The organism is Flavonifractor sp. An91 (assembly GCF_002159225.1).
GTDB classification, from domain to species: Bacteria; Bacillota; Clostridia; order Oscillospirales; family Oscillospiraceae; genus Flavonifractor; species Flavonifractor avicola.
In genome coordinates this window covers 1-11263 of record NZ_NFHA01000051.1, presented here as the reverse complement: position 1 = coordinate 11263, position 11263 = coordinate 1, and the positions used below count along the sequence as shown (strand labels likewise).

Annotated in this window: 15 protein-coding genes; 11 read left to right on the top strand and 4 right to left on the bottom strand. The window is 54.8% G+C overall.

Going from position 1 to position 11263, the window contains the following annotated elements:
* A partial coding sequence (locus B5G42_RS18280) for a hypothetical protein (protein WP_162611136.1) occupies window positions 1–493 on the top strand: 493 nt, incomplete at its 5' end.
* A gap of 82 nt (window positions 494–575) precedes the next feature.
* Window positions 576–1013 carry a DUF7659 family protein gene (locus B5G42_RS16450; protein WP_087272706.1) on the top strand — a complete coding sequence of 146 codons (438 nt, stop codon included), beginning with the start codon at window positions 576–578 and terminating at the stop codon, window positions 1011–1013.
* A 142-nt stretch (window positions 1014–1155) separates the two neighbouring features.
* Here the strand turns inward: B5G42_RS16450 and B5G42_RS16445 are convergent, their stop codons facing one another.
* Window positions 1156–1515 carry a DUF4313 domain-containing protein gene (locus B5G42_RS16445; protein WP_087272704.1) on the bottom strand — a complete coding sequence of 120 codons (360 nt, stop codon included), beginning with the start codon at window positions 1513–1515 and terminating at the stop codon, window positions 1156–1158.
* Window positions 1516–1738: 223 nt separating this feature from the next.
* Here B5G42_RS16445 and B5G42_RS16440 point away from each other — a divergent pair, with 223 nt between their 5' ends.
* Entirely contained in the window at window positions 1739–3277 is a 1539-nt protein-coding gene (locus tag B5G42_RS16440) for a helix-turn-helix domain-containing protein (protein ID WP_087272701.1), read from the top strand.
* A gap of 105 nt (window positions 3278–3382) precedes the next feature.
* Here the strand turns inward: B5G42_RS16440 and B5G42_RS16435 are convergent, their stop codons facing one another.
* From B5G42_RS16435 to B5G42_RS16425, 3 genes are all read right to left on the bottom strand, one after another.
* A complete protein-coding gene (locus tag B5G42_RS16435; protein ID WP_162611135.1) occupies window positions 3383–3889 on the bottom strand; it encodes a hypothetical protein in 507 nt (168 codons plus the stop codon).
* A gap of 154 nt (window positions 3890–4043) precedes the next feature.
* Entirely contained in the window at window positions 4044–4346 is a 303-nt protein-coding gene (locus B5G42_RS16430) for a hypothetical protein (protein WP_087272695.1), read from the bottom strand.
* A gap of 130 nt (window positions 4347–4476) precedes the next feature.
* Window positions 4477–4752 (bottom strand): hypothetical protein, encoded by a 276-nt coding sequence (locus B5G42_RS16425; RefSeq protein WP_087272692.1) that lies wholly within the window; start codon window positions 4750–4752, stop codon window positions 4477–4479.
* A 404-nt stretch (window positions 4753–5156) separates the two neighbouring features.
* Here B5G42_RS16425 and B5G42_RS16420 point away from each other — a divergent pair, with 404 nt between their 5' ends.
* The 8 genes from B5G42_RS16420 to B5G42_RS18805 all read left to right on the top strand — a co-directional run.
* On the top strand, window positions 5157–6092 hold the full coding sequence (locus B5G42_RS16420) for a DUF3991 and toprim domain-containing protein (protein WP_087272689.1): 936 nt from the start codon (window positions 5157–5159) through the stop codon (window positions 6090–6092).
* 85 nt (window positions 6093–6177) lie between these two features.
* Window positions 6178–6444 carry a type II toxin-antitoxin system prevent-host-death family antitoxin gene (locus B5G42_RS16415; RefSeq protein ID WP_087272685.1) on the top strand — a complete coding sequence of 89 codons (267 nt, stop codon included), beginning with the start codon at window positions 6178–6180 and terminating at the stop codon, window positions 6442–6444.
* A gap of 2 nt (window positions 6445–6446) precedes the next feature.
* Complete coding sequence (locus B5G42_RS16410; protein ID WP_087272682.1) at window positions 6447–6761, top strand: type II toxin-antitoxin system RelE/ParE family toxin; 315 nt, start codon at window positions 6447–6449, stop codon at window positions 6759–6761.
* Window positions 6762–7623: 862 nt separating this feature from the next.
* Complete coding sequence (locus B5G42_RS18275; protein WP_162611134.1) at window positions 7624–8088, top strand: Cas9 inhibitor AcrIIA9 family protein; 465 nt, start codon at window positions 7624–7626, stop codon at window positions 8086–8088.
* A complete protein-coding gene (locus B5G42_RS16400) occupies window positions 8085–10034 on the top strand; it encodes a PcfJ domain-containing protein (protein ID WP_087272676.1) in 1950 nt (649 codons plus the stop codon). Before B5G42_RS18275 ends, B5G42_RS16400 begins: the two co-directional genes overlap by 4 nt.
* A 44-nt stretch (window positions 10035–10078) precedes the next feature.
* Entirely contained in the window at window positions 10079–10336 is a 258-nt protein-coding gene (locus B5G42_RS16395; RefSeq protein WP_087272673.1) for a hypothetical protein, read from the top strand.
* Window positions 10326–10997 carry a hypothetical protein gene (locus B5G42_RS16390; protein ID WP_087272670.1) on the top strand — a complete coding sequence of 224 codons (672 nt, stop codon included), beginning with the start codon at window positions 10326–10328 and terminating at the stop codon, window positions 10995–10997. Before B5G42_RS16395 ends, B5G42_RS16390 begins: the two co-directional genes overlap by 11 nt.
* Before the next feature lie 130 nt (window positions 10998–11127).
* A partial coding sequence (locus B5G42_RS18805) for a single-stranded DNA-binding protein (RefSeq protein ID WP_242961266.1) occupies window positions 11128–11263 on the top strand: 136 nt, incomplete at its 3' end.

Genomic DNA, 11263 nt, shown 5'->3' with positions numbered 1-11263 from the left:
TGTCGGTGCTCTCATGCTGGGAGAACTCTCGGAATGCCGTGAACTGTCTGCGATTTATCAAGGTGAGAGCCGGGAGAGGGAGCAAAAGCGCAGAGCCAAAGCAGTTGCGGAGGACCAGGCGTATTGTGAAGAACACAACCGGCTGGCCGAAGAGCAGGTGCAGGACGCCATTCGCACTATCCGGGAGGGCGGCGTGCTTCAAAATGACACCGTAGAGTTTTATCGGAGCCGGCATGATTCCAGCGCGTGCTCCATCGTCCTCTGCCTGATGAGGCGGTATCAGGTGGAAGTGCCCCTCCGCACCCAAGGGTGGATAAACAACAAGTTGGCCGCTGCCACGATTGCGGACGGCCGGTGTTCTCATCTGCGGTTCTGGGGGCACAAGCGTGACAGGGCTTCCCGGCGGTTCGTGGACTGTATGAATAAACTGACCCGCGCTGTCCTTGCAGAACAAGAAAATGTGTGCGGCACCCCTGGACCGCCTCCCTCCTGACGTGAGAGCACGGGAAAGGTACGGAAATGACTGTCACAGGCCTGCACAGCAAGGCCAGCCGTGTGGAAAGGAGGACTTACAAGTGAAAAACAGATACGCAGAACTTCGCCAGAAACAGCAGCAGGAGGTCAACGCGCTCCCGATTGGCTTCGCGTTCAGCGACCGGCAGTTTGAGGAGATGATGCGGGGCTGGGGCCTCGACCCGGAGACAGACCTTGACAAGATCTACAAAGCCGGGAATACAGGCGGCTTTTTCAAGATAACGGACGCACAGCTCATCCGTGACACATTCAGCAGGCACGAAAAGGAACTGCGGGACGCCATCGCGGAGGACGAAACCGGGGAGGGGTTCATCTACGAGATGTTCCTCGACGAGCTGAACAACCATGAGTACGGCTACACAAGAGACACCGAGGACACACTGTACGCGCTGGGTTATACGGCGGACGAGGTGCTGGGAAACCCACGCCTCAAGAGAGGCATTGAAAAAGCCGTCACGGAGATTTGCAGGAGGGATTGAGAGATAATATTCGGTTTACGTCCTATAATAAAATTTAGAATTATAAGCAAAAAAGATGGGAGGCCACGCCACAAAGGCTGGTCTCCCGTTTTCACTAGTCAGGGGTTTCCGCTTTTTCTCTATTATATATCTAACTACTGCTTCAGATGGCTGAAGAGCCCAAAGTCGCCATAGATTGCACAGCTTCCTGGGTAAACTCTACTTCCGGGAATGTGCAGAAATCGGAATAGGCACTGCGCCCGGTCAGCCTGCAAATGCCCTGGTCTATCGCCCACTGGAGCGCTGCCGGATGGTTCCGGGTGTCGAAGTACGCGCAGTTGGGATTCGTGACCGATGAGTTGGGCAGGCAGGCTGTAATCAAGTTCCTGCAGGTCAGTTCTTCCGCCGGGTCGCCGATGACAAAGACTGCGAGCCGCTTGTCACCAAAATAGGTCGTCTTCCCCAAGGACACATTTTTCCCCGCCTGGATATCGGGAAAATTGGGCCATGTTTTGTCATTCATACTGTTCACCACCAGTCTTGTTATGTTCAACTATATATCTATTTTTGATAACTTTATTATACAATATTTTACTAAATACGTCAACATAATATATATTATTTCTCAAAATATTATTTGATATCTTGAGTTTTTATGGTATAATAAAAGCGAGAAAATAAACCGCATTTATGGCAAAAAGTTAAACATTATTACACAAAAGATAAATAGATAAAGAGGTGACAATATGTCCGCCATACTGAATAGTGATGTTTTGACCGTTGCCGGCCGTATTCAATGGGTCAGACAGAAAACAAAATCCAATATGAAAAACTTTGCCCAAGAACTCGGCATCACACGCAACTATCTCAGTGTTTTGGAGCACGGAAAGCGTCAACCATCTGACGAACTATTGCAGAAAATTGCGGACCTGGGCGATGTATCATTCCAGTGGATGAAAGAGGGCTCGGGCTCCGCAAAGGAGGACACCGTAAATACTGTTCCCGCTTTGCCGCAAAATCCGGGTGAGCAGGCACGGATCGACCGGCTTTTTTTGCATATCCTCCGGCATTATCAGCCGAAAATCTTTCCAGACACCGTGAGCTATATACTCAAAATGGAGCCAGCCGCCCTGGAGAAGTTTATGGAGGGAGAAATAGAATGCAGCTTGGAGCGTGAAGATCTCCAAGTGCTGGCCAAGCGCCTTGACTCGGATAAAGTGGTACGGGAAATGGGCGCAGTGGAACGCTTCATCACGGAGTCCAACACGATTACTTCGATAGATGTCATTAAGAAAGCCATCAAGGACTATTTGAACCAGTTTGAACGTGGTGCATATACATGGGGCGAGCTCATGGACGGCGAGGATGGGGACAGCTGTTATGAACTGCCAGACTGTACCGTGGAAGTCAGTACGCTGACCTGCAAAGGGCGCAGACAAGGGATGCAGGACGGGACTGCCGTTTTCCGTTTTCAGTATGTACGGGAGACGAAAGGAACTGCACCGAACCGGCAGTATGGCTTTGCATCAAGCAGCACTATGATCCGATACAAGGAAGTCGCCAATCTCAGGCTTCCGAAACTCAAGCCGGGCCGAAAGAAGAAACCTTCCCCGGACGAGATCAGGCGTGAGATTTTCGTATTCACCAACGACATCCTGTATGAAAGTTTTGCCGAATGCCTTGCTGCTATCCAGCGGGAGCGGGAATCCCGCAGTGCCAGTCTTGCCACCGCGGGTCTTCCCTCCCTTCTGCTACTGGATGTGAACCAGGGAGCCGTTGCCGTGAAACGCGACATACAGCCTCTCCCCCCGTTTGCAATCACATCTGTCCGGGATTATCTCAGCAATCTCGATGGTAGCAAACTGGCGAATAACGCCGCCTTCCCCCAATTAGGAGAATATCCGGCGCTTCACGCCCATGAATATTTTTTGTCTTTTGAACACGACGCCCCGTCCAAGGACGAGGAGCCCGTGGTCCTCTATCCGTTCTATTTTGTTGACAGAGATCAGCCGAATACCGCGGTTGAGCCGTGCCAAGGGGGCAGCGCCGACATCATGTCAAACCTGCAGGACCCCATTGAGAAGCGGTTTCTCGGCTTCCGTATTCCTGCCGTGACCTATACATTCCGGGATAGGTCTCTGTATCAACGATTCACGGATTGTGCCAAAACGCTCCAGGACGAAACAGGCCCGATCAAGGACGCTCCGGTCAGACCCAAATGTATCTTCCTGCTCCTGGACGAGGAGTGCAGGTCCGTTTTGGATAACATGACATTCCAGCTGTAACGCATCTAACCGTATAACACAAAGCAACAAGACGGCTTCCCCAAACCAGGGAGGCCGTCTTGTTCATTTTCGATGTTTTGCTGTTATTGTCAGGGCAGGTGAGGACTAGGCACTAATAATCATTAACTTTTTGGGGCGCTGTTCCCAATAACACCGCCACAGCAGATGGGGACCATCAGAACAATTATGTTTTATCCACCATGCGGCACTGCGCTCATTCTGAGCTCGTACAAGCACATCTCTCAAATCATCTAAGACCCGCATGACGTTGGATTGAATAACAAAATCGCGGAGTTCATAGGCTCTCGTTTGGTTTGCAAATAAGAACCTACCAGCGTCCAGAAGCAAGTTCTGTCGGATCATCTCAGCTTGCTCAACCTGCTTCTTTGTGCCGTGGAGTACAGTTGACTTGTAGGCATACGGTTTACTGTAAAATATGTTAATGCCTTTTTTGCGCAGTTCTTCGTATGCCTCGCGCTCACAATCTGGGCAACAAACGACTTTTTCCCTCGCCCACCTTTCCCACTCTTTGGCATCCCCAAAGTCCCATCTTTCTGCTTTCCACTCGAAAGTCTTGCCGCACTGAAAACATTTGCATCTGATACGCACCATTGACATGATATAAACCCTCATTTCATAAAATTCTTTTGTGTTTTGGAAAAATTCAGCTATCTGATTGGTGAGGCAATACCGTAGCCCTGCTTCGGCTGCCGTGAGGTGGCGGTCCCCTCATTACAGCCGAAGCAAAGACTAGGCATTTCAGGACTTACTCTTCGACTTCACCGAAGATCTCAATGTACTCGTCGGCACTGCAGTGCTCTTCGACCCAGTCCCGAGCCTCGTCTTCGGTGAGGGGGATAATATCCCAGGAACCGAAATACGAATCGCCATCTGTGTCGCCGTATTTGGTCTTTGCGCCGCCCTCGCCGCCGAGGAAAAATTCACCCGTTTTCTTCCGGTAGAGCGACTCGTTCAGAAAATACAAGTCGCCGCCACAACCATAGCAATAGTTGGCAATAAATTCGGCCGTATTGGTGTCATACAGCTTGCGGTTAATGATCTTTTTCATGGTGATTATCTTCCTTTCTGGTATAAAATGTAAACAGATTATTGATATTATTATGATAGCTTTGTGCCGGCCGCAAGGAGGGACCGCCCCTCCTTGCAGCCTCTGCGGCAAAGCCCACGCAGACTGAGGCTTACTCCTCGACTTCACCGAAGAGCTCTACGTACTTGTCTCCACTGCAGTTCTCTTCGACCCACAGCTTTGCGTCGTCTTCGCAACACGGGATGATGCTGTAAGATGTGGGGTCGTCGGGGTCATCCGGGCAGACGCAATAGAAAAATTCGCCGTTTTTCTTTCGATAGAGCGCATCAGTAATAACGTCTGGATCGTCGATTTCGCCAAAGAACACTTTCTTAATGAGTTCGGCCGTAGCCGTGTCGTACATCTTGCTGTTAATAACTTTATTCATTTGATTCACTCTTTCTGAATTTTGTAAATTTAAGCTGATAGAACGGAACGTCTTAATGTGTTGCTTACTGGTTCATGCTGTGCTTGTTACTGCCATGATATTGTCACCTCGTTTCTCTTTAAGCGGCGAAAGCGAAAACTCGTTTTCTTCTTTGCTGTTTACTGTATAATATCATTTAACTTCTATTAAGTCAACACCGTAATCTCATTTTGATAAACTTTGTGCAATTTGTGCTATTTATGCAAGAATGCAAGCGATGTAATTGTGCGATATGAACGGCGCAGCCTATATGTATCTACCATCATACTTGCCGTGCCCCGATATGAAACACAAAAACAAGACGGCTTCCCATACCAGGGAGGCCGTCTTTTCGCATCATTTTATGACACAGGAGGTGAGGAACCATGTTTCCCGTCACACCGGAACAGCTGGCCCAGGCCAGGGAGCTGGACCTGCTAACCTATCTGCGGCGGTATGAGCCGGACGAGCTGATTCCGCACGGCAACGGCTCCTACGCCACACGCACCCACAGCAGCCTCAAACTCTCCAATGGGAAATGGTACTGGTGGTCCCGTGGCGTGGGAGGCGTCACCGCGCTGGACTATCTTGTGGAGGTGCGGGGCCTGTCTCTGCCGGACGCCGTGCGGCATATCCTCGGCGCAGGGTCCATGCCCCCGGCGGCACCTGTCCCCTCGGAGCGGCGCGGGCCCCAGCCGTTTCATCTGCCGCCCCGCCACACCGACGACCGGCGGGTGATGGCCTACCTGACCGGCCGCGGCATCGATGCCGAGATACTCCGCGCCTGCATCCGAAACAACCAGCTTTATGAGGACGCAGCCCACCACAACTGCGTGTTCGTGGGCTACGACGGGGACACGCCCAGGTATGCCGCTCTGCGTGGTACATACCCCCGCTCCACCTTCATGGGCGAGGTGGCCGGGAGCGATAAGCGGTTCTCCTTCGCGGTTCCCGTCAGGGCGGGGCCGCGGCAGACCCTCTGCGTTTTTGAAAGTGCCATTGACGCCCTCTCTTACCTGACCATACTGAAGCAGGAGGGGCGGGACTGGCGCACAGCCAACACTCTCTCCCTGTCCGGCGTCTATGGTCCGAGCCGCCGAGGCCATGACAAGATGCCCCGGGCCCTGGGACAGTATCTGGAGCGCAATCCGATCAGGCGCATTATCCTCTGCCTGGACAATGACGATGCCGGACGCATGGCGGCCCAGAGCCTCCAACGCCTCCTGACCGGCTACTTGGTGCTGGACAATCCGCCGCAAGGGGCCAAAGACTATAATGACCTGCTGTTGCGGCGACAAAACGGGGGACGCAAAACCCGATGACTGTACGGAATATATTGACGAGGTTGCATTATATGAGTATAATATGGTTAGAATAATGCTATCTGCGCAAAGAGGAGGTATCACGATGAATATTCGCCCATCTGCTGCCATTCGCCAGAATTATAACGAGATCGCGGAGTTGTGCCGGGAGACCGCTGAACCGGTTTTCCTTACCAAGAATGGCGAGGGAGACTTAGTCGTAATGGACATTGAAACTTACACCCGCCGGGAGAAAATGCTGAAGCTCCGGGAAGAACTGCTTGCCGTAGAGGAAGATAGGGTCAACGGCAGCAAGGGTTATACGCTGGATGAGCTGGACGCCTATCTGGACGACGTGATCGCAGAGGCATAGGCATGGCGGAACAGGAATACAAAGTCATTGTTTCTGACCGCGCCAAACAGATGCTGGGGGCGCATATCCGGTTTTTAGCGAAAGTCAGTAAAGAGGCGGCAGCGGCCAAGAAGGAAGAAATCATGGCCGCTATGCGCTCTCTGCGGCAGATGCCCAAACGGTTCCCCTTCTTTGAGGAGTCGTATATCCCGCCCAATAAGTACCACAAGATGTTTGTGGAAAACTGGTATCTCATTCTCTACCAGATCCAGGACAATACCGTGTATGTGGATTATATTTTGGATTGCCGCAAGGACTATCGCTGGTTGATGCGATAAAATGAAATCATATAAAAATCGTCACCTCAATGCAGGTGGCGATTTTTTATGCCCATATAGGAGATAGGGGGCAGCGGTTATCCGGGCTCTGATTCTCCCTCGCCCCTCGCTTATACAGGAAGAGGGGGAGGCAAAAGGCCATCTCCGCATTCTGCCGCATGGGTCCTGCTACCCGCTCTTGTATTCCCAGGCTCTGTCTGCATCGACGCCTTGCCGCCCTGCCCCCGTTAATACAAAAGGGAGCAGGGCGAGGGCTAAGATGAAAGGTATGGGTCCGCGCTATGTCTGCGTCCTGTCCCCTTTTCCGCTTTTTTCTCTACAAATATTTTCTTTACAATGTTTTATTCATCCTTATTGATTTTTTACGAAAAAAAGGGAAAAGTGGACAGAAACACGGCAAACCATTGTGCCGCAGCGGTTCCCTGGTGTCTGCTTTTTCTCCCCCCTGTCCTCTTTTGTGTGCCGCGGCGGGCGGGAGCGGGGGATAAGCGCCACGGGCAGTTGCATTATCATGCCCTGTATCTCCTATAACCTTGTTTACAGTCAGACCTCCTGCTGTCTGCGGCGGTTCCCCCGCCGGGAGTGTGGAGCGGACAGTGTGGGATCAAACCTCATTCCCACGATGACTTCACAAAGGAGGTATGGACAAATGGGGTTTTTTGCAGATATCGAAGATGCGGCCAGACAGGAAGCGCGCCAGAGGCGGAGGGAAAATACAGAGTCGCACCAGCCGGAGAAACAGGTCCCAGCGGAAACAGGGACGGAACACGCCGCCGCTCCCGCGCCTCGCCCCGAACCAAGTGCCGCACCGCCCAAGGCGGCCGCGCCTGCTCCTGTCCCGGCGCCTCAGATAACGGAGGCCATGTGCCAGGATGATGTGGCCGCCGCATCCGTTCAGCGCATCCGGGAGGAGATCGAGCGCATCACCCGGAGGAATATGAAGGACTGCGTGGCCGCCCATCTCGCCCAGCTGTGTGCCGGCGACCCTGCCTTGGCCCGAAATGTGCTCTCGCCCCAGAAGTCCCTGGCCAAGTGTTTCCGCTACATCAGCCGGAAAGCCAGAGAGTATGCGGAACAGGAGCGGTCGGACAGCGATGTGACGGATGCCGGGGTCTACGGGTGTGACATTCCGGACGATATCGTGTACCAGTGGGCCGTGGACTATTTTAACGACCCGAATGCCGATAAAGAGCCCGAGCGGAAGCCATCCGTCAAACAGGGCAAGGCTGTGACCCGGCCCGCAGCTCCCATCCAGCCGAATAAGGTTCCCGCCCCGGCAGGCGAGACCTATGAGCAGATGTCCCTTCTGGGAGGTGACGGGCGATGAACAAAGCTGAGTGCCGAAAATATGCCGGGGAACCCTTGCATATTCGTGCGAACAGCGGCCTGCTGTGCGCAGACCAGATCGAGTGGCTGACCACCGCCCGTGTCCGGGTGATAGGCCACCGCCGCATCCTCGTGCTCCAGGTCTATTCCCGGGCCGGGGCGGCACAGGGGGACCTGCTCCCCAAATGGACCGTGTTCCAGCAGAAAGACGACTATCTCACGCTGGAGCGCCGGGAGGATGGCACTGCATCCTGGCGCACGGCGTGCTTTGAGCGGCTGTCCCCTGATTGGAACTTCGTTTCCCGCTGTGCCTTCCTTACCCAGACTGACCGAAAATGCATCAGCCGCTTTTTCCATGATGATACGCAAGACGGCTTCGGCTGCCTGACGGCCCATCAAAAGCTGATACAGGAAAACAGGCGGCAGGTCCGGCAACGGAAGGAGCGCCGCAGGATCAACGCCCGGATGCAGTCTGTCCCACCAGTTCCCCGTGGCCTGAAACGATGGCTGTACCGCAAAATCATGCCGGCGTACTTCTTCTACGACGCCATGAAGGGCAGAAAAACAGTCCCCGGCGTCTGCTCCGCCTGCGGCAGGGAAATCTCACTGTCCGGCGTCAGGTACAACGGGAACGCCCTCTGCCCATCCTGCGGCAGGGAGTTGATAATGAAATCCCGCGGCCGCATGGGAAATCTGTTTGACCAAGAGACCTGCCAGGTCATACAGAGGACCGCTCCAGACGAAGTCGTGGTCCGGGTGTTCAAGGCCACCCTCCATCATGCGAACCAGGATTTGGACCTTTGGGAGGCCGCCCGCCAGTTCATCCGTCAGAGACCCAGTGGCAAGCTGGAGACCAGCCAATATTACAGCTCCTTTGGCGTATGGAAAGCCGGGACCCGTCCCGTATTCAGCCGCTGGCAGTACAACTTTGCGGCAGACCTCTGCGGCTATGTCTATCCCAACAACCTGCCGGACGCCCTCCGTGACACGCCATGGCAATACTGCCCTGTCACGCAGTTTTGCGGCTATTTCCAGGAGCCGGTAGAACTAAAGCCGCTTCTCACATCTTATATTACCCAGCCCAAAATCGAACATCTGGTCAAGGTGGGCTTTTGTGATCTGGTGTCCGACTTGATTTACAGACATCAGACCGTGCGCCTGGATCAGGAGCAGAACCGGACACACCGGCTTCTCTGTGTAGGTGCCGAGGATGTCCCCTTCCTTCGGGATATGCGCATCAGAGCTTCCGGGCTGGCCAGCTTCCAAACATATTACAGCATGGGCCTGAAGGACCGGCAGGCGCTATTCCTCTGGCAGAACAGGCATGGCATCTACTATATCGAGCGGAACATCCTGCCCTTCATGGAAGTCACCACGCCGCACAGGTTCATGCGCTATGTGGACGGCCAGACCAGGCGCCTGACCGCCCGCACCGACCTGGGCAGACGCTATCAAAATACATACGATGTGGTCAGGGAATATGCCGACTATCTGGATCTGTGCCGGAAGCTGGAGTTTCCATTGAGCGATTCCGTCCTGTTTCCCCGGGACCTGCAAAAGGCCCATGACCGGGCCGCCGCCCAATGGAAGCAGAAATTGGACGCCAAGATGCGCCGGGATTTTCATGCGGCGATGGAATCTATCCGCCTCCATGCTGACTTTGAGCTGGACGGCATGGTGGTGCTCTGTCCCCAAAGCCCGGAGGACATCATTCAGGAGGGACAGGTCCTCCACCACTGTGTCGGCACCTATGTGGACCGCGTGGCAAAGCAGGAGTGCGTCATCCTGTTTCTGCGCCGGGCGGCTGAAGCGGACAAGCCATTTTACACGCTGGAGATCCGAAACAGGAAAGTGGTCCAGGCCCAGACCATGAACCATCAGCCCCCCACCCCAGAAGTCCAGCGGTTTCTCGACCAGTGGGAGCGGGAAGTCCTGCAAGCCGCATAAGATAGCCTGTCCTATCGGGCTCATACGGGGAGAAAGGATAAACCATGTCAGAACGCAGTAACGCCGGATATATCATTACCAGCGCCATCCGTGTCGGGGACACAGAATATGTCCTTGGCGAGAACCCCAACGCCCCCGCGCGGTTTGTAACATGGGTGTGCAGAAACGGGAGCGATTACTTTTGGGGCCGCTACACAGACGACCCCCTGTCCGCTCTGCGGAACCTGCTGGACCGGGCCGGAAGCGCGCTGGAGGTGCTGGAGCGCCGGCAGAGAGAGGAGGCAGGCCAGCATGAAGATTGAACGCTTCCCACTGCAAGACCGGCTTGCCCTGCTGGACACCGGCCGCTGCGCCCACCCCGAATACGCCGCGGCCATCATCCACCGCTTTGCTGATATGACCCTGCCTGAGTATTTCCAGGGCTTTGAAGCGGAGCTGGAGCGGCTTCGGTCCACCCTGGGCCTCTCCAGGGAGCAGGTACAGTCCATGGCCTACAAACAGCTTGCCAAGGCCCTGGATGACCGGCTCTCGGTAACTCCCTCCTGCGGCGACGCCTACCTCTATGACACGGCCGCCCTTCTGCTCCCGCCCCTCCTGGGCGCCCCTCCTGAACAAACAGAGCTTGAGGAGGACGGGGCCCCGCCCCTGGGGCAGCCCCTTCTCCCGCCCCGTTCGCTGGAGGAGCGTCTGAAGGCCAATCTGCCGCCGCGGGACAGTGTCCTTGGGGACATGGAGGCCGGCAGTCTGATCCAGTTCATGGACGAGCTGGTGGCGCCCTGCGCGGCAGGGTTCACGGCCATTTATGAGGAGTGTTTTCAGCAGTACGGAAACAAGACTGTCTCCGAATTGGCCGCTGACTGCGCCGAGATGCCGGAAGCGGAGCGGCAGACCGTCCTGTATGAATTGCTGATCCACCCGTTTGCCTCCCTGGAGGAGCATCCCAACAAACGGTATTGCCCCTAAGCCGCCGTCCGGTTCCCAAGCGGTACCCTGACGGCGGCGGGCGATGGGTCCCCCATCCAAGTGTGTTGGTGAACGGGTGTGGAACAGACGAGAGGGTACACAGCGGCAGGGCCGGGCGTGTGCTTCCCCTCTGGACCGGCCGCCCGAAAAACAAATTGTCAAAATGGAGGTAAACATCATGTTGAATCGAATCATTCTCAGTGGGCGGCTCACCCGGGACCCCGAACTGCGCCGGACACAGAGCGGCATCCCAGTCGCGTCGTTCT

What these genes read in the sequence shown, in the direction of transcription:
- B5G42_RS16445 (WP_087272704.1), bottom strand. Translation starts at nt 1,515, where the DNA reads ATGAATGACAAAACATGGCCCAATTTTCCCGATATCCAGGCGGGGAAA.
- B5G42_RS16440 (WP_087272701.1), top strand. Translation starts at nt 1,739, where the DNA reads ATGTCCGCCATACTGAATAGTGATGTTTTGACCGTTGCCGGCCGTATT.
- B5G42_RS16435 (WP_162611135.1), bottom strand. Translation starts at nt 3,889, where the DNA reads ATGGTGCGTATCAGATGCAAATGTTTTCAGTGCGGCAAGACTTTCGAG.
- B5G42_RS16430 (WP_087272695.1), bottom strand. Translation starts at nt 4,346, where the DNA reads ATGAAAAAGATCATTAACCGCAAGCTGTATGACACCAATACGGCCGAA.
- B5G42_RS16425 (WP_087272692.1), bottom strand. Translation starts at nt 4,752, where the DNA reads ATGAATAAAGTTATTAACAGCAAGATGTACGACACGGCTACGGCCGAA.
- B5G42_RS16420 (WP_087272689.1), top strand. Translation starts at nt 5,157, where the DNA reads ATGTTTCCCGTCACACCGGAACAGCTGGCCCAGGCCAGGGAGCTGGAC.
- B5G42_RS16415 (WP_087272685.1), top strand. Translation starts at nt 6,178, where the DNA reads ATGAATATTCGCCCATCTGCTGCCATTCGCCAGAATTATAACGAGATC.
- B5G42_RS16410 (WP_087272682.1), top strand. Translation starts at nt 6,447, where the DNA reads ATGGCGGAACAGGAATACAAAGTCATTGTTTCTGACCGCGCCAAACAG.
- B5G42_RS18275 (WP_162611134.1), top strand. Translation starts at nt 7,624, where the DNA reads ATGTGCCAGGATGATGTGGCCGCCGCATCCGTTCAGCGCATCCGGGAG.
- B5G42_RS16400 (WP_087272676.1), top strand. Translation starts at nt 8,085, where the DNA reads ATGAACAAAGCTGAGTGCCGAAAATATGCCGGGGAACCCTTGCATATT.
- B5G42_RS16395 (WP_087272673.1), top strand. Translation starts at nt 10,079, where the DNA reads ATGTCAGAACGCAGTAACGCCGGATATATCATTACCAGCGCCATCCGT.
- B5G42_RS16390 (WP_087272670.1), top strand. Translation starts at nt 10,326, where the DNA reads ATGAAGATTGAACGCTTCCCACTGCAAGACCGGCTTGCCCTGCTGGAC.